We start from the raw sequence: 17,382 nt of genomic DNA on the forward strand, positions 1-17,382 counted from the left end.
CGGAGTGTGGCGGGCCCTGTGCTCCGTATACGGCCTGGGCCCCGTATAGGGCCTGAGCCCCGTATAGGGCCTGGGCCCTGTATAGGGCGGTGCTCGCGGGCGGTGGCTTCTCCCCTTGAAGCCCCGCCCGCGAGCGCCCGCCTTCCCGCGCGCCCCGGTCGGCTACGTATCCGGATCGCGGGATCCGGCCCCGCAACGCGCATCAGGATGAATCCCCTATTTTCATCCGAGCGCGAGGGCCACCCGTGGTGGTCTCTAGGTGGTGGAGCGACTACTGTCTGGGGTCCGGCATCGCTCTCATCACGGGTCCCATAGTGGCCTTGACCAGTGTCGTTAGGCAAAGACCGGCTTCTTCTGATGCCCATATAATCTCTTCATGACCCTGCGTCAGTACGAATACCTGATCGCGGTGGCCGAGGAACACTCCTTCACCAGGGCGGCCGAGCGGCTCCTCGTCTCACAGCCGGCCCTCTCCCACCAGATCAAGGTTCTCGAGGACGGCATCGGCGGAGCGCTGCTGGACCGGCTCGCCCGTTCGGTCGAGCTCACCGCGCTCGGCGGTTCGTTCCTGCCCCACGCGGTCGCCGCGGTGCGCAGCACCGAGGAGGCCACCCGCTCGGCCCGCGCGGTGGGCAGGCTTGCCGGTGGTGAGCTGCAGGTCGCGACCCTGCAGTCGATCGCCCTCGGCATCATCCCGCCGGCCATCCGGGCCTGGCGGCACGAGCATCCGCGGGTGCGCGTGCAGATCCGCGAGTTCGGCCACATCGACCTGCTCGCGGCCGAGATGCTCCACGGAGGCGCCGACATCGCGATCGGCCCCGCGCCGGCCGGATGGACCGGCACGAGCAGGTCGCTGGGGCCCGAGGAGTTCGTGGTGGTGCTCCCCTACGACGACATCGAGCTCCAGCCCGACCGCAGGTCGATCAACCTGCGGACTCTCGCCGACCGCCCCTGGGTCCTCTACGCGCCCGGCTTCGGGCTGACCCCGATCGTCAGCGAGGCGTGCTCGCGAGCGGGCTTCACCCCGCGGGCCGCGGCGCGCACGCACCACACGGCCACGGCCATCGAGCTCGCGACGGCCGGGCTCGGCCCGGCGCTCGTGCCCAGCAACGTCATCGGCCCCGACTTCGAATGCTGCATCCTGCGCCCGGACCCGCCGATCTGGCGGGAGCTCTCGGCGTTCACCCGGCCGTACGTCTCACCGCCCGCCGCGGCGTTCATCGAGACCCTCGCCGATCACGCCACGCTGTAGCGCGGGCCCCCGGCTACATCTTCGCGGCGGCGCTCTTGATCGCCTCGCGGATACGGACGTACGTGCCGCACCGGCAGATGTTGCGGATCTCGTCGAGGTCGGCGTCGCCGATCTCCCGGCCGGCCGCCCTGGCCTGGCGCACCTTGGCGATGGCGGCCATGATCTGGCCCGGCTGGCAGTAGCCGCACTGGGCGACGTCGTGGTCGAGCCAGGCCTCCTGCATCGGGTGCAGCGCTCCCGTCTCCCGGTCGGCCAGGCCCTCGATCGTGGTGATCTCGTCGGTCGGGTCGATCTTGGAGACCGGCACCGCGCACGGGTTGAACGCCTTCCCGTTGATGTGGCAGGTGCATGCCTTGCAGACGTCCAGGCCGCAGCCGTACTTGGGGCCGGTGAGGCCGATGATGTCGCGGATCACCCACAGGAGGCGCAGGTCGTCCGGCGCCTCGACGGTGACCTGCTCGCCGTTGAGCTTGAAGGTGTGTTGCGGCATGCGGGGGTTCCTCCGGATCAGAAGGCGTGGTCGAGGCCGTCGGTGGGCGACTGCGGGATCGACGGCTCACGCGGCAGCGGGTCGAACGCGAGGGTGCCGTGGTTGATCGGGAACCTCGTCGGCATGGTGCCGGTGGCGCGGGCGTACGCGCAGGCGACCGCGGCGAACGCTCCCGCGACGCCGATCTCGCCGGCACCGCCGGGTTCGCCGGTCGTGGGCGGCATCACGATGATCTTCACTTCGGCCGGGGTGTTCCACTGGCGCGTGTAGAAGAACTCGTCCCAGCTGCCCTCCAGCGGCAGCCCGCGGGAGATGTGCAGGCTCTCGGTCAGCGCGAGGCCGATGCCGTCGCTGACGCAGCCGATCATCTGGGCCTCCAGGCCGCGCGGGTTGATGGGCAGCCCGACGTCGACCGCCATCACCACCCGGGTGACCCGCGGACCGGTGACCCCGTCGGGGACCTGCCGCCCGGTCGTCTCCGGCCGGCAGTCGATCTCCACGAGGACGGCGGTGCAGCCCTTGAACTCGGTGTGGACGGCCACGCCCTGTGCGGTGCCCTCGGGCATCGCCCGGCCCCACTCGCCGACCTCGGCGACCTTGTCCAGCACCGCGCGGTAGCGGTCCTGCTTGAGGAACGAACGGCGGAACGCCAGCGGGTCCCTGCCCATCTTTCCCGCGAGCCGGTCGACGACGAGCTCGCGGGCGCAGACGACGTTGGGCGAGTACACGTCGCGCATGGAGCCGGTGTGGAACTTCAGCGGCACCTCGCCGAGCAGCTGCGTCGTCACGCCGAAGTCGTAGGGCACCGACTGGGTGAGTGTGAACACCGTCTCGGAGAAGCCCAGGCCGCCGACGGGCAGCTTGGCGGCCGTGGCGGTCAGCGCCTCGCCGAGGCCGTGGGTGAAGTCGGTCGCGACGCTCGCGTGGCGCTGCTCGTAGCTGACGACGTTCCCGAGCGCGTACGTCGCACGGATCTTGGAGTAGGACATGGGGTGCGCGCGGCCGTGCCGGAAATCGTCGGTGCGGTGCCACATCAGCTTGACCGGCTTGCCGGTCTTCTGGGAGATCTCCGCGGCCTCGATGGCGGCGTCGAAGAACAGCTTGCGCCCGAACGACCCGCCGCCCTCCGTGACGTGCACCTTGACGGCGCTCTGTGGCAGTCCCAGCCTCGCCGCGATCATCTGCTGGGCGTCGATCGGCGACTTCAGCGCCGACCAGATCTCGGCGCCGCCGGGCCGTACGTCGGCGATCGCGTTGTTGGTCTCCAGCGCGCTGTTGCTGGCGAACGCGAAGACGAACTCCGCGTCGACGGACTTGGTGAGCAGCCGGGGTACGACGAGAGGCGGCGTCGCGGCCTTGAGCTTGGCCAGCACGGTGTCATCGGACTCGCGGTCGACGCTGCCTCCGTGCCAGGTGACCTCCAGGGCGCGTACGGCGTCGATGCACTGGCCGAAGGTCTCACCGCGTACCGCGACGCCGGTCGAGATGACCACGACGTCGGTGATGCCGGGCATCGCCCGGACCGCGGCGAGGTTCGCCACGGCGTCCACCGTGCCGTTGATCGTGGGCGGCCGGCGGACCATCGCCGGCTTCGCTCCGGGACACACGTCCAGGTCCAGGGCGAACTTCTTCGCGCCGGTGACGATCGCGCGCGCGTCGATGCGGCTCTGCGGCGTGCCGACGATGGAGAAGGCCGACCGTTCCTTCGGCCGTGCGGAGACCACCGTCGTACGCGTGCTCGCGGCGGCCTCGGCGAGCGAGCCGTAGGTCGCACGTCTCCCCGACGCGTGATGGATCACGCCCCCATGGACGGTCAGAGAGGAGGCCGGGACCTCCCACCGCTCCGCGGCCGCCGACAGCAGCCGCGCGCGGGCGACCGCGGCCGCCGTCCGCACCGGCCCGTACAGGGAGCGCATCGTGTTGGATCCGCCGGTCAACTGGTTGAACAGCAGCTCCGGGCGCGCGTCGGCGAGCGTGACCTCGACGCGGTCCAGCGGCAGGTCCAGCTCCTCGGCGATCAGCATCGCGACCGCGGTGGTGATGCCCTGGCCGACCTCGGCGCGCGGCATGGCGAACGACGCCGTGCCGTCGGCGTTCATCCGGATCGAGATCAGGTGCGAGGTCGGCACGGCCGCGAGGGTGAGGGCGTCGCCGAGGTCCAGCAGGTCGGCGGGTTCGGGCGGGGAGGGGATGGAGGCGTCGGCGGACCCCGGGCGGGCCGCCTCCACGCCGAGCTGCGCCGCGACCACGAGCGTGGGCGCCGCGAGAACGTACCCGAGGAAGCGGCGGCGGTCCGTACCGGTGGACCTGGATCCCGAATCAGACTCTGATTCGGTATTGAAGACAGGCCGGGACGATGGTTTTTCCGCCATCACATTCCTCTCGGCGAACTGAGGCGGTGCTCGGCCTCGGGGCGACGGTCTAGGTACGGGGAGTCGCGCCTCGATGGCGGTGCGCGCTGCCGTGGGACGGAGTGTGACACACCGGAACTCCCGGTAGCCATGACAGACATGTATACCAATGGTGGAGCATAAAGTCATCGCGCCCTGAGGGCATCGCATCGGCCGCCCGGCCCATGGCAGGATCCTTCCGATACCGGGGAGGATGATCCGACATGACCGACCTGCTGATCACCGGCGGCACCGTCGTGGACGGCACGGGAGCCGCCGGTCGTACGGCCGACGTCGCGATCGCCGGCGGGCGTGTCGAGGCCGTGGGCGACCTGGCGGACCGGCCGGCGACGCGGGTGCTCGACGCGACGGGGTATGTCGTGTGCCCCGGCTTCGTCGACGTGCACACCCACTCGGACCTGACTCTGCTGTCGAACCCGGCGGCGCACAGCAAGGTACGTCAGGGCGTCACCACCGAGGTGATCGGCAACTGCGGTCTGGGCGTCACGCCCATCGTCGGCGACGCGGACGGTCTCGCGGCGCTCCGCGGGGCGGCGGGGTACCTCGACCTCGATCCGGCGGTGGCGTGGGACTGGACCGACCTGCCCGGATACCTGGACACGCTCGCCGCGGCACGGCCCTCGGTCAACGTCGCCTCCCTCGTCGCCCACATCCCGCTGCGGGCGGGCGTCGTCGGCTTCGGGGACCGCGCGGCCGGCGGGGCCGAGCTGGACCGCATGTGCGGCCTGCTCGGCGAGGCCCTGGACGCGGGCGCCGCCGGCGCCTCCACCGGGCTCGTGTACGCGCCGCTCACCTTCGCGCGCGAGGAGGAGCTGACCGCGCTGGCACGGACGATCGCCGCGCGGGACCGGCTGTTCTCCTGGCACATCCGCGACTACGGCGACCACCTGCTGGACTCGGTACGCCAGGTCCTGCGCGTCGCCGAGACCACCGGCGCCCGTACCCAGATCTCCCACCTGATCGCCGTCGGACGCCGCAACTGGGGCAAGGTCGCGCGGGCGCTGGAGCTGATCGACGCCGCGCGCGCACGGGGCGCCGACGTCGCCGCGGACGTCTACCCCTACCTCGCCGGCAACGCGCCGCTGTCCCAGCTGCTGCCCGGCTGGGCCCAGACCGGCGGCGAGGCGGCCATGCGGACCCGGCTCGCCGAGGAGCCCGTACGCCGCCGGGTACGCGAAGAGTGGAGCGACCTGCCGACGTCATGGGCGGAGGTCACGGTCAGCCGGATCCCGGCGGACCGTCCCGGCGTCACCGGCCGGACCGTCGCCGCGCTGGCCGAGGCCGCCGGAGCCCATGGTGACCAAGTGGTGCTGGAGCTGGTCACCGAGTTCGGGAACGCCGCGATGATGGTGGCGGGCGGGCGCAGCGAGGAGGATCTGCTCGCCGCGCTACGGCATCCGGCCACGGTGATCGGCTCCGACGGCCAGTCGCTCGACCCGGACGGGCCGACCGGCCTCGGCACGCCGCACCCGCGCTCGTACGGCTGCTATCCACGCCTGTTCGGCGACTACGTACGGACCGGACGGCTTCCGCTGGCCGAGGCGGTCCGCAAGTGCACGGGTGCGGCGGCGGCGCGTGCCGGGCTGCGCGACCGGGGAGAACTGCGTCCGGGCAAGGCCGCGGACGTCGTCGTCTTCGCCCCCGGCCGGATCGCCGACCTGGCCACCTACGCCGAGCCCCAGCGCTACCCGGACGGCATCCGCGCCGTACTCGTCAACGGACAGGTCGTGGTCGAGGACGGATCCCACCTCGGCGAGCGCCCCGGCGAGGTCCTGCGCGCCGGCTGAGGAGTCCGCGCACGACCGCCTGTCCGGGGTGTACGTTCCGGTTGATCGTTCGAAGTCTCGTGCAGGGCCGGGGTCGTGGTGCCGGCCGGAAGGGCGCGCTCGCATGCTGGTCTCCGACCCGGCAGACTCCCCGGCCCCGGCCCCGACGCCGACGGCCGCCGAGGCGGACGTATGACCCGGCCGGCCGGCGGGGCACTGCACCACGTCGAGATCTGGGTTCCCGACCTCGGCCGGGCCGTGGCCTCGTTCGGGTGGCTGCTGGACGCTCTCGGCTACACGCTGTTCCAGAGCTGGGACAACGGGCGTGGCTGGCAGCTCGGGGACACCTATCTGGTCTTCGAACAGTCCCCGGCGCTCACCGCGGACCGCCACGAGCGGTGCCGTCCCGGGCTGAACCACCTGGCGTTCCACGTCGCGGACCGCGACACCGTCGAGTCGCTGGCCGCCGAGGCCGCAGAGCACGGCTGGCGCCTGATGTTCCCCGACCGTCATCCGCACGCGGGCGGCGAGCAGCACTATGCCGCCTACCTGGAGAACACCGACGGCTTCGAGGTCGAGCTCGTCGCCATCGAGGGCGAACCCGTTGAAAATTAGCCGCCACGCGGCTGTGACGCGAGGGGCCGCTCGTGAACGATGACACGGACTGGACGAGACCGGGGCCGTCGGCGATGCCGCGCGGCCGAGGTCTCCATCGACGGCGGCATGGCCCCTATCTAAGGCCGAAATACGGCCAGGGCTCACTTTCACCTGCACGTATACAATTCGGGCATGAGTTTCCGGCAGATGGAGTATCTGCTGGCAGTTGTCGAGGAAGGCTCGTTCACCCGCGCGGCGCAACGACTCTCCGTCTCCCAGCCCGCGCTCTCCCACCAGATACGCGCGCTGGAACGGACCGTCGGGCATCCCCTCCTCGAACGCCTGCCGGACGCCGTACGGCTGACGCCGATGGGACGCGCGTACCTGCCGCACGCGGTCGCCGCCCTGCACAGCGTCGAGGAGGCCAGGCACGTCGGCCGTCCCCGCAGTGACCTGGAGCGGATCGGCCTGCGGATCGCCGCCCTGTACTCCGTCGCGCTCGGCATCATCCCGCCGGCGGTGCTGGCCTGGCGGCGGCTCTACCCGGATGCGAACGTCGAGCTGCTGGAGTACGGCAACAGCGGAGACCTGGCCAACCTGATGGCGCTCGGCGGGGCCGACGTCGCCGTCAGCGCCGCGCCGCTGCACTGGGACGGCCCGGTACGGGTGCTGGGCAGCGAGGACCTCGTCGTCGTGCTGGCCGCGGACGATCCCGTGGCGGCCGGCGGACGGCAGAAGATCTCGCTGACCGAGCTCGCCGGCCGCCCGTGGGTGCTGTACGCGCCGGACAACGGCCTCGCGGCGGTCGTCGCCCAGGCGTGCTCGTCGGCCGGGTTCATCGCGCGGCCCGCGGTCCGCACCCACCACACCTCGACGGCGGTCCATCTCGCCGCCGCCGGGCTCGGCCCGGCGCTGGTGCCCAGGAACATGATCGAGACCGACTTCGGCGGCGTCCTGCTCGACCCGGACCCTCCCGTACGGCGCAAGCTCGTCGCCTTCACCACGACGGCCGAGGTCCCGCACATCTCGGCGTTCATCGACATCCTGGCCGAGAACGGCGCGGTCCGCTCACGCCGCCGCGGAGCCGCCGGACCCGCCGGAGCCGCGGAGGCGGCCCCTCAGTGAAGCCGGTAGAGGATCTCCCCGGCGTCGTGCACGACAAGGGTGCCGGGGTCCCGTGACCACTCGTCGATGTCGATCGAGGCCGGGTCGAGGTAGGACAGCGACAGGGCACGCGTGGTCTCGGCGTCGATGCCCGTGGCCAGCGTGACCTCGACGCGGCAGTGCTCCCCCTCGGCCTCGTCGTAGGTGCCGGCGCCGCGCAGGTGGGTGGAGTGGGCCAGCACGCCCCACGGCAGGTCCTTGTACCGGTCCCACTGCTTCACGAAGTAGTCGCGGCAGTGGTAGCCGACCTTGCGAATAACCTCTCCGTGGGTGCGGCTGACCTCGGTGACGTGCGGCGCGTACAGCACGACCTGGCCGCCGTCGGCGACGACCGGCTCGACCTTGTACATGCCCTTGGCCGCGGTCCAGATCTCGTCGTAGCGCCGCGAGACCAGGGAGAGCACGCGTTCGACCGGTGCGGACAGGTACTTGATGTCGACCTCCGCGGCGATGTCGGCGGCCGCCGCCCAGGCGTCCTCGGTGCCGCCGTAGGTGATCGCGTGCAGGTTCGTCGTGCCGGACTCCACCACGAGCGCGAGGCACCGCAGCTCGCTGGGCACCTTGGATGCGGCCTCGTTGATCATCGCGCGTACGGGCGTGATGCCGCGGGTGCCGATGATCTCCGAGCTGGTGATCAGTGCGCCGAGCCAGTGCGAGACGTCGATGACCTCCTGCCCCGACACCCCGGGGAACAGGTACTTGTTCCCGCCGGAGAAGCCCACCACCTCGTGCGGGAAGACCGGCCCGACCACGAGCGTGACGTCGCTGTCCACGACCGCGCGGTTGAGCCGCACGTCGACGGGCTCGGTCAGCCGTCCATCGGAAAGGGCGGCAAGCGCCGTCCCCTCGATCATGCCGACCGAGGTGAGCATGGCCGGGTCCCACCACTCGTGGTTGCGTACGGTGACGCCCGGATAGCGTTCCTCGCTGTGGCCGGGCCGGTAGCCGAGCAGGGCCCCGAGCTGTTCCTCGCTCATCGCCGGATGGGTGCCCAGCGCCACCATGAAGGTCAGCTCGGCGACCCGCCCGTGCAGCGCCGCGTGCACGCTGTCCAGGAGCGCCGGGAGCGGGCAGCTGCGGGTCGCGTCGGGCACCAGCACGCACACCTTCTTGCCGGTGTAGTCCGCGCCGTCCAGCGAGGCATGGATGAACCGCTCGATGTCGGCCGCGGCCAGGACCTCCCGCGGCGAACCGAGGACACGGGCCATGAGGGGCTCACTTCCTTCGGCGGGTGGGGCACCATCCAGTATGTCCCGGTCGGGGGGCGTCAGGTCTCCAGGACGGCCTGCCCGGCGGCGATCACCGTGCGGACGTCCAGCGTGCGGTCGCCCGGTCGCCACGCGAAGGTGATCAGGTCCGCGGGTGCCCCGGCCCGCAGGACGCCGCGGCCGCCCGTGAACCGTCCGGGGTTCGCCGAGGCCAGGCGCAGCCCGGTGGACAAGGTCAGGTCGGCCATCGAGATCGCGGTCGCCACCCCGTCCGCGAGCGAACGGGACGCGCCCGCCAGGAACGGGGTGCCGACGTGGGACAGGCGGCCCGTCGCCGACAGCTCCACCTCTCCCCCGACCGGCGTGCGGTAGCGTCCCGGCGGCATGCCTGCCAGCGACGTGGCGTCCGACACCAGGTGCGCGCGCTCGACGCCCTTGGCGCGGAGCATGGCGCGGAACGTCTCGGCGGGCAGATGATGCCCGTCCGCGATGAACCCGGCGTGCAGCCGGTCGTCGGCGAGCTGGCTCCACAGGTGGTTGGGGTGCCGGGGCAGCAGGGCGTACGTCGCGTTGCCCAGGTGGGTGGACAGGACGGCGCCGGCGTCGGCGGCGCGGGTGATCTGCTCGGGCGTGGCGTGGGTGTGGCCGATCGCGCAGCGCAGGCCCATGCGGGTCGCCTGCCCGATGAGGTCGATCGCCGCCTCGTCGTGCGGCGAGACGGTCACCATGCCGGCGAGGTCGCCCCAGCGGCGCAGCTCGCCGAGGTCGGCCGGCCGGACGTGGCGCCGGTCGTGGGCTCCGCGCGGACCGTCCTCCGCGGACAGGAACGGCCCCTCCAGATGGGCGTACGGGATGGCGTGGGCGACGAGCGGGTCCGCGGCGCGCGCCCGCGCGATCACCGACAGCGCCGCGACGATGCGCTCCTCGGGCGCGCTGATCACCGTCGGGACGACCGTGGTCACTCCGGCCCGGTGCAGCGAGCGCACCAGCGCCGTCACCGTCGCCTCGTCGACGTCGGGCGCGTTGACGTCGTGCCCGGCGAACCCGTTGACCTGGAGGTCGACCAGTCCCGGCGCGAGCCACAGCTCCGAGGGCTCATCCGTCGCGCGTATCTCGCCGATCCGCCCGTCCTCGACGGTGACCCGCAGCGTACGCCCGCTCGCCGGGTCGCGGCCGGTGAGCCTCACCGGTGGTCAGGGGACATCGGGCGCGGACTCCTCGTCGACGTAGACCGTGCAGTGCGGGTGGGTACGCAGCGCGCTGGCCGGCAGGAGGCCATCGACCGGACCGTGCAGCGCGGCCGTCACCGCCGCACGCTTGCGGGCGCCGGGCACCATGCAGAAGATCTCCTCCGCCGACAGCAGCGCCGGGATCGTGAGCGTGATCGCCCGGTAGGGCACGGCGGCCAGGGAGTCGAAGCAGCCGTCGTCCACCTGCTGCCTGCGGCTGACCTCGTCCAGCTCCACGATCTTCACCCGCGATGGGTCGTCCAGGTCGGCCGGCGGGTCGTTGAACGCCAGGTGCCCGTTGACCCCGATGCCCAGGCAGGTGATGTCGATCGGCGCGGTGGCCAGCAGCCGGGCGTACGTCTCGGCGGTCGCCCGTGGATCACCGCCGGGATCGATCAGGTGCGCCGTGCCGATGGGGACGCGGTCCAGCAGCACCTCACGCAGCCAGTTGCCGAACCGCTGGGGCGCGCCGGCGTCCAGGCCGAGATACTCGTCCATGTGGAAGGCGGTCACTCGCGGCCAGTCGATGCCCGGATGCGCGGCCAGCCGCCGGAGGGTCGCCTCCTGGCTGGGCGCCGACGCGAAGATCATCCGAACCTCCGGCCGGTCCTCCAGCCGACGCACCAGCGCGGCGGCGATGTCGTGCGCCGCGGCCTCCCCCAGCGATTCGGGGTCGGGCAGCCGGCGCAGCCGGACCTGCTGATGGGGCTCAGGCATGGTTCTCCCCGCTCGACCAGCGACGACACGGACAGATGCACCCTAGGGCCATCGTGTCCCGCGTGTGGTGGCGGGGGTGTGGAGGCGTATCCGGCTGTCCGGGCCGCGGCGGCGGGGGAGCCCGCCGCGGCCCGTACAACCACTTCGACCGTGGGGGGACGGCCAGCCGGATCATGAACCGGGGGGCCACCGGTGGAAAGCCTGGGGGACGGCTCTCGCTTGTTCCTCCGACTACGACAACCACCTTCGCCGTTTCGAGAGCCGAAGTCAGCGGCGCCAGCCCCCATCTTCGACGTCATGCCAGCCGTAGCCCTCTCTACCGGCTGGCCATGATGCGCGACCGGTTCCGCGCCCCCACGCGACACCACTCCGGTACCAGAACCCGTCCGTCGTCACACGCGTCACGGTGCCGTCAGCACCCGGTCACCCTCGGTGAGTACGGCCCAGGTTCGCCGCGGCCCAGCCGGCGAGGGCGCGTGAGCACTCCGCGATCGTCTCGCGCCAGGCCCGTGCGGCGCCGTCTCCCGCGTCGTCGCTGACGTGCTTGACGATGCGCAGCGGGACACCGGCCTGCTCGGCGGCCGCCGCCAGCGCATAGCCCTCCATGTCGACGAGGGGCGCGCGTGCGGCCAGGAGTTCGCGCGCGGCCTCGTCTGCGACGAAGGCGTCACCGGTCGCCAGAGTCGGCCCGTCCCCGTCGGACAGGGTCAGCGGTGATCCGTAGGTCTCACCCGTGAGGCTGCGCAGTACGTCGCTGTCCAGGTCGTGCTGGATGACCGTGCCGATGACGTGCGTGCCCGTCCATCCCGGGCGCAGCGCCCCGGCGGTGCCCAGGTTGACCACGCCGGAGGGGCGGGGGTGCCGGGCGAGGACGGTGGCCAGCGCGGTCGCGGCGTTGACCTTGCCCATGCCCGTGAGGAGTATCGGCAGGTCGTTCCCGAAGAACTGCGCCTCCTCCTGGACGGCCATCACGAGCAGGGGTCGGCCGGCGGAGATCTGCCCTAGGAGTTCCATCCGGCGCACGTTATAGCCCGTCCCCCGCGCGAGTCGCCGGGGGGTCCGCCGGACCGGCGCGCGATCCGGTGCGGCGGCCGGAGAATCCTCCCGTCGCCCGCACCGGCCGTCCTCCGGTCCACGGCCGGGCCGGTGCCGGTCAGGCCCGCGCGACGAGCCGCTTCAGCACGGCCTCGGCCGCGGCGACGCCCGAGGCGGGGTTCTGGCCCGTGACGAGGTTGCCGTCCACGACCACGAACGGCTCCCACGCCGGGCCCGACGTGAACTCCGCGCCCGCACCGCGCAGCCGCTCCTCGAGCAGCCACGGCGCGTTGGCGGCGAGGCCGACCTGCCGCTCCTCGTCGTCGGTGAAGGCGGTCACCTTGCGGCCCTTGAAAAGCCAGCCGCCGTCGGGGTCGCCGGCGGACATGAAGCCGGCCGGTCCGTGGCACAGGGACGCCACGACCTTGCTCTGGTCGGGCAGCATGGCCTGCAGGATCCGCGCGAGGTCCGGGTCGACCGCGAGGTCCTGCATGGGCCCGTGGCCGCCCGGGATCAGGACCCCGTCGAAGCCGGCCGGGTCGACGTCCTCAAGGCGCTGGGGCGACTCCAGCAACGGCGCGGCCTTCTCCAGGTAGTCACGCAGGTGCGCCACCTTGCCGGCGGCTGCACCCTCGTGCCGTCACAGACGGGAGTGCTCGGCGCGTTCGGCTCACTTCTGGCCGCGGTGGCGGACCTGGCCTCCCGCGGCGCGTGGCTACGGCTGAAGATGTGCAAGAACGACTCGTGCCACGCCGGATTCTTCGACAAGACCCGCAACTCCTCGGGGCTGTACTGCGGCACCGCCTGCGGCACGCAGATGTCCCAGCGGGCCTACCGCAGCCGCCTCAAGAACGCCTGATCCGCAGGGGTCAGTCCTCGACCCACTCATGCGTCGCGGCGAGCCTGATGATCCGCTCGCGGAGCGAGACGATCTGCGCGCCGGTCAGCTCCGGAGCCGCCTGGATGAACGCCTCGGTGAGCTCCTGGCGGAAGTCGGCCGTGGACAGGATCTCGCACGTGGGGTCCTCGTCGGACGGGCGGCCCTGCGTGGCGGGCTCGGCCTGCCGGGGAGCGGCGTCCTTACGTGCCTCGGGCAGCAACCGGACGTCGTACCCCTTGAGTCCCCGCCCGCTCTCCATGACCTGGAACTCCACGTTGACGCCCGGAGAGAAGACCCACTTGTCATCGAGGAGGTCGTTCACGTGGACGAACACGTCCTCGCCACCATCGTCAGGAGCGACGAAGCCGTACCCGCGCACCTCGTCGAACCTCACAACCCGTCCCCTGGCCACTGCGCGAATCCCCTCGGCTGTCAGTCGTGCGATCGACAAAGCATAATCAGGCCTTCGCTCTGGCCGCGTACACCTTGGTCTGGTCATGCCAGTACAGGGTGTCCCGGGACGCGACGAGGTCGTGCGCCAGCTCCGCAGGACGCCGGCGCAGCACCCGGCCGGTCCCGGGGTCGAGCGACACGACCGCCGACAGGCTCGCGAAATGCACCGCTCCGGCGGCGAGGACCGGCAGCTCGTACACCGTGTCGAGGTCACCCACCTGCCATCGCAGGGCGCCCGTCGCGCGGTCGAGCGCGTAGAGGACGTCATCGTTGAAGCAGAAGGCCGTCCCGCCGCCGATGACGGGGATCAGCGATGCCGCGTGGTGGTCCTTGCTGCTGAAGACGTGCTTCCAGCGGAGCTTCCCGTCGCTCGTGCCGAGCGCGTACAGACCGCCGACGTCGTCGGTCAGGAAGACCAGGTCCCCGGACACGGCCAGGGCCGGGCCACCGCCACCACCGGTGGTGTCCGCCGACGACTTCCATCGCCGGCGCCCGCTCGCCGCGTCGAGGGCGTACAGCGTCTTGTCCTGGGTGCCGACGAACAGCGTGTCTCCGCTAACGAACGGCGGGCTGTCCACCTGGACGGGGAAGCTCGACGACGGGTCGAGCTCGTGCCGCCACCGGGCCTGCCCGGTGGCCGTGTCGACCGCGAACACGGTGCCCTCACTGCTGGCGACGTAGACGGTCGTCCCGGCGACACAGGGGGCGGCCTGCACGGACCGCCCGGTGTTGAAGGCCCAGCGCCGCTGCCCGGTCAGGCCGTCGTAGGCGCACAGCCCCTCTTCGGACTGGGTTCCGGCGCTGAAGAGGAGGCCGCCGCCGACCACCGGGACCGGGTCGATGGTGATCAGGTCGGCCGGCACGGTCCACAGCGACGCGCCGGTCGCCTGGTTGATCGCCTTGAACGACTTGAAGCCGCCGTTGGTGTAGACGACCCGGCCGGTGGCGATGACGTGCAGCGGGTCGGCGGCGGTCGGCATCTGCACGTCGACCGTGCTCCACCGCGGCTTGCCCGTACGCGGGTCGAGCGCGACCAGTCCCTTGGCGTCGTAGTCCTCGGTGACGAACAGGAGGCCGCCGGAGAGGGCCGGGCCGCCGGTGAGCTCGCCGCTCTTCGGGACGAAGGTCCAGGTGCCCTCCTCGGGACGGTTCAACCGGTCGCGCACGAGCAGCCCGCCGCCGCCGAGGAGCGCCACGCCCGCCACGCCCGCGGCGCCGAAGAGGATCCCGCGCCGGCCCACGCCCGGCCGGGTGGGCGCGGGCAGCGGGATCGGAGCGGTGATGTGCGCCGCGAGGGGCGGCGGCAGCCAGGCGACGCCGTACGGGGCCACGGGGGCCTGGGCCGCGAGCCGCCGCAGCACCTCGTCGACGGGTGGCCGGCGCGCCGGGTCCTTGTTCAGGCAGGCCGTGATGAGCTCGCCCAGGTCCGGGTCGCCGATGCCGGCCAGCCAGGGCGGCTGGTGCACGACGCGGTAGAGCAGTTCGTGCATCGCGCCGTGCCCGAACGGTCCGTGGCCGGTGGCGGCGAAGGTCAGCACGGCGCCGAGTGAGAAGACGTCACCGGCCGGGCCGCTCTCGGCGCCGGTCGCCTGCTCGGGCGACAGGTAGCCGGGTGAGCCGACCGGAGTCCCGGTACGGGTCACCGTGCCGCCCTCGGCCGCACGTGCGATACCGAAATCGATCACCCGGGGCCCGTCGGGGGTGAGCAGGACGTTGGAGGGCTTGAGGTCGCGGTGCACGACTCCGGCCCGGTGGATGCTGGTCAGCGCCTCGGCCAGACCGGCGCCGAGCGCGGACACGGACCAGGCGGGCAGCGGGCCGCCGCCTTCCACGACCTGTTGCAGCGAGTATCCCGGCAGGTAGGCGGTGACCAGCCACGGGCTGGGCGCTTCCGTGTCGGCGTCGATCACGGGCGCGGTGAACGCCCCGCTGACGGCCCGCGCGGTCGCGACCTCGCGGGCGAACCTCGAGCGGAAGTCCGCGTCACCGGCGAGCGCGCTGTTGACGACCTTGATCGCGACGGAACGCCCGCCGGCCGAGCGCCCCAGGAAGACCTGCCCCATGCCACCGGACCCGAGCCGGGCCAGGACCTGGTAGCCGCCGACGTGCCTAGGATCCGCAGGACGCAACGGTTCCACTCATGCCCCTTTCACCGCGTAGGCGTAGACCCGCCCGTTGTCACATCCGACATAGGCGGCGCCGTTCGCGACGACCATGTCACCGCGGACCTCGCCCCCCACGGTCCCGCGCCACCGGACCCGCCCGGTGGCCGCCTCCAGGCCGATGACGTCCGACTTCGCGGTGAAGCACACCATGCCGTCACCGACCGCCGCCCGGCCCACGGCCTGCTCCCCCGTCTCGAACCGCCAGCGCACCGTTCCGGACGCGGCGTCCAGGGCGTTCATGTTCCCGCTGCCGTCGGCGACGTACACGACGCCGCCGCTCGCCCACGGCCTGCCGACGCTGGTGCCGCCGGTGAACTTCCACCGCTGCGTTCCGTCTTTCGCGCCGAACGCGAACAGCTCGCCCTGGGCATCGGAGCAGAACACCACGCCACCGGCGGCCATCGGCCCGACCGCGCCGCCCGGCATGGCGTGATGCCAGCGGGTCCGCCCGGTCGCCGCGTCGAGGGCGTACAGGTCGTTGGTGGTGTCGACGTACACGATGCCGCCCGCCGCGTACGGCTGGGAGTTGAACACCTTGCCGACAGAGCGCCGCCAGCGCACCGCACCGGTCGCCGTGTCCACGGCGTGCAGGACGTCATCCCCGTCGCCGACGCAGACCAGGCCGCCGGACACCGCCGGCGTACGCGCGTCCGAGGCGACCCGGTACCGCCAGCGCTCCTGCCCGGTCACGACGTCGTAGGAGTACAGGACGCCGTTCGTGTCGGGCCAGCCGACGTACAGGTCGCGGCCCGAGACCACCGGGGTGCGCCAGGTCGCGGCGCCCACGCCGCGGTCCCCCACCGTGTGCCGCCAGCGTTGCTTCCCGTTGGCCGCGTTCAGGCCGAAGAGCCTGCCCTGGTCGCCGCTGACACACAGCACGCCGTTCGCCACGGCGAGGCCGCCGTACGGGTCGGTACCCAGGTCACGGCTCCAGCGTTGCTTGGCCGGGGCGGGTGTGGGCGTCGGCGTGGGGCTCGGGATCGGCGGGAGAGAGGGCGCCGGCGCGCCCTCGGCACCGCCGCCGCGGGCGAGCGTGGTGATCACGACGGCGCCGGTCGCCACCGCCGCCACCGCGCCGCCGCCGATGAGAAGGAACCGGCGACGGTCCGGCGGCGGTGCCTGCGGCGGGCGCTCGGCCTCGGCGATGCCGCCGGCGACGGTGTCCGGCAGCCAGTCCGTGCCGTGCAGCACGTCCGCGCCGGGCGCGCGTACCGCCAGCCGCTGGAGCAGGTGTACGGGCGCGGGCCGGTTGCGCGGGTTCTTGTCCAGGCAGGCGGCGATCAGGGCGCGCAGCTCGGGATCGGCGACCCCGTCGAGCCGCGGGGCGTTGTGCACGACCCGGTAGATGAGCGCGGGTGCGCCGCCCCGCCCGAACGGGCTGTCGCCGGTCGCGGCGAAGGTGAGGACCGCGCCGAACGCGAAGACGTCACTGGCCGGGCCGGTCGCGCCTCCGACGGCCTGCTCGGGCGCGAGGAACCCCGGCGAGCCGATGAGGGACCCGGTACGGGTGAGCACCGCCGCGTCCGCCGCGTGCGCGATGCCGAAGTCGATCAGGCGGGGGCCGTCCGGGGCGAGCATCACGTTCGCGGGCTTGAGGTCACGGTGGACGACGCCGGCGCGGTGCACCGAGATGAGGGCCTCGGCCAGGCTCGCGCCGAGCGCGTACACCGCCGGCACGGGGAACGGCCCGTGCCTGGTGACGGCGTCGTGCAGTGTCATGCCGGGCAGGAACGCGGTGACGAGCCAGGGGCTGGGCGCGCCCGGGTCGGCGTCGATCACCGGCGCGGTGAACGCGCCGCTGACCGCCCGCGCCGCCGTCACCTCACGGGCGAACCTCCCGCGGAACGACGGGTCGTCGGCGAGCTCGGCGTGCACGACCTTGATCGCCACCGGGAGCCCGGCGGGCGAGCGTCCGATGTAGACGGTGCCCATGCCGCCGGCCCCGAGCCGCCCCAGCAGGTGGTAGGCGCCGATCCGCCGAGGATCTTCCGCCCGCAGCGGATCCATCGCGTTCC

At 72.5% G+C, this 17,382-nt stretch carries 15 protein-coding genes; 5 read left to right on the top strand and 10 right to left on the bottom strand.

Features of this window, described 5'->3' with window-relative positions; genetic code table 11:
• The first annotated feature begins 376 nt into the window (after positions 1 to 376).
• The gene (locus FB559_RS37795) at positions 377 to 1,252 is read left to right on the top strand and encodes a LysR family transcriptional regulator (RefSeq protein ID WP_141962416.1); all 876 of its coding nucleotides are present in this window, start codon (positions 377 to 379) and stop codon (positions 1,250 to 1,252) included.
• 13 nt (positions 1,253 to 1,265) lie between these two features.
• Here the strand turns inward: FB559_RS37795 and FB559_RS37800 are convergent, their stop codons facing one another.
• Both FB559_RS37800 and FB559_RS37805 read right to left on the bottom strand, forming a co-directional pair.
• Positions 1,266 to 1,742, bottom strand: coding sequence for a (2Fe-2S)-binding protein (locus FB559_RS37800; protein ID WP_141962417.1), 477 nt, complete (start codon positions 1,740 to 1,742; stop codon positions 1,266 to 1,268).
• A gap of 17 nt (positions 1,743 to 1,759) precedes the next feature.
• Positions 1,760 to 4,114 (bottom strand): molybdopterin cofactor-binding domain-containing protein, encoded by a 2,355-nt coding sequence (locus tag FB559_RS37805; RefSeq protein ID WP_141962418.1) that lies wholly within the window; start codon positions 4,112 to 4,114, stop codon positions 1,760 to 1,762.
• A 242-nt stretch (positions 4,115 to 4,356) separates the two neighbouring features.
• Between FB559_RS37805 and FB559_RS37810 the strand changes: the two genes are divergently transcribed.
• From FB559_RS37810 to FB559_RS37820, 3 genes are all read left to right on the top strand, one after another.
• A complete protein-coding gene (locus FB559_RS37810; RefSeq protein WP_141962419.1) occupies positions 4,357 to 5,940 on the top strand; it encodes an N-acyl-D-amino-acid deacylase family protein in 1,584 nt (527 codons plus the stop codon).
• A 171-nt stretch (positions 5,941 to 6,111) separates the two neighbouring features.
• On the top strand, positions 6,112 to 6,534 hold the full coding sequence (locus tag FB559_RS37815) for a VOC family protein (RefSeq protein WP_141962420.1): 423 nt from the start codon (positions 6,112 to 6,114) through the stop codon (positions 6,532 to 6,534).
• Between the two features lie 174 nt (positions 6,535 to 6,708).
• Positions 6,709 to 7,641, top strand: a complete 933-nt coding sequence (locus tag FB559_RS37820; protein ID WP_141962421.1) for a LysR family transcriptional regulator — start codon at positions 6,709 to 6,711, stop codon at positions 7,639 to 7,641.
• Here the strand turns inward: FB559_RS37820 and FB559_RS37825 are convergent.
• From FB559_RS37825 to FB559_RS37845, 5 genes are all read right to left on the bottom strand, one after another.
• A complete protein-coding gene (locus tag FB559_RS37825; RefSeq protein ID WP_141962422.1) occupies positions 7,635 to 8,888 on the bottom strand; it encodes a lactate racemase domain-containing protein in 1,254 nt (417 codons plus the stop codon). The genes FB559_RS37820 and FB559_RS37825 overlap by 7 nt on opposite strands.
• Before the next feature lie 59 nt (positions 8,889 to 8,947).
• The gene (locus tag FB559_RS37830; RefSeq protein ID WP_141962423.1) at positions 8,948 to 10,075 is read right to left on the bottom strand and encodes an N-acetylglucosamine-6-phosphate deacetylase; all 1,128 of its coding nucleotides are present in this window, start codon (positions 10,073 to 10,075) and stop codon (positions 8,948 to 8,950) included.
• 6 nt (positions 10,076 to 10,081) lie between these two features.
• Positions 10,082 to 10,834 carry a glucosamine-6-phosphate deaminase gene (locus FB559_RS37835; RefSeq protein WP_221640630.1) on the bottom strand — a complete coding sequence of 251 codons (753 nt, stop codon included), beginning with the start codon at positions 10,832 to 10,834 and terminating at the stop codon, positions 10,082 to 10,084.
• Between the two features lie 423 nt (positions 10,835 to 11,257).
• Complete coding sequence (locus tag FB559_RS37840) at positions 11,258 to 11,848, bottom strand: nucleosidase (RefSeq protein ID WP_185792663.1); 591 nt, start codon at positions 11,846 to 11,848, stop codon at positions 11,258 to 11,260.
• A gap of 139 nt (positions 11,849 to 11,987) precedes the next feature.
• Positions 11,988 to 12,482 (bottom strand): type 1 glutamine amidotransferase domain-containing protein, encoded by a 495-nt coding sequence (locus tag FB559_RS37845; RefSeq protein ID WP_141962425.1) that lies wholly within the window; start codon positions 12,480 to 12,482, stop codon positions 11,988 to 11,990.
• Between FB559_RS37845 and FB559_RS37850 the strand changes: the two genes are divergently transcribed.
• Positions 12,474 to 12,728 carry a CGNR zinc finger domain-containing protein gene (locus FB559_RS37850; RefSeq protein WP_141962426.1) on the top strand — a complete coding sequence of 85 codons (255 nt, stop codon included), beginning with the start codon at positions 12,474 to 12,476 and terminating at the stop codon, positions 12,726 to 12,728. The genes FB559_RS37845 and FB559_RS37850 overlap by 9 nt on opposite strands.
• Before the next feature lie 10 nt (positions 12,729 to 12,738).
• On the opposite strand, the gene FB559_RS37855 is transcribed toward FB559_RS37850, so the two are convergent.
• The 3 genes from FB559_RS37855 to FB559_RS37865 all read right to left on the bottom strand — a co-directional run bounded on the left by FB559_RS37855 (position 12,739) and on the right by FB559_RS37865 (position 17,374).
• On the bottom strand, positions 12,739 to 13,143 hold the full coding sequence (locus FB559_RS37855; protein WP_246122763.1) for a cold shock domain-containing protein: 405 nt from the start codon (positions 13,141 to 13,143) through the stop codon (positions 12,739 to 12,741).
• A gap of 64 nt (positions 13,144 to 13,207) precedes the next feature.
• On the bottom strand, positions 13,208 to 15,340 hold the full coding sequence (locus FB559_RS37860) for a serine/threonine-protein kinase (RefSeq protein WP_141962428.1): 2,133 nt from the start codon (positions 15,338 to 15,340) through the stop codon (positions 13,208 to 13,210).
• Complete coding sequence (locus tag FB559_RS37865) at positions 15,341 to 17,374, bottom strand: outer membrane protein assembly factor BamB family protein (RefSeq protein WP_185792664.1); 2,034 nt, start codon at positions 17,372 to 17,374, stop codon at positions 15,341 to 15,343.
• Positions 17,375 to 17,382: the final 8 nt, after the last annotated feature.

Origin of the sequence: Actinoallomurus bryophytorum (assembly GCF_006716425.1) — a bacterium.
Lineage (GTDB): Bacteria > Actinomycetota > Actinomycetes > Streptosporangiales > Streptosporangiaceae > Actinoallomurus > Actinoallomurus bryophytorum.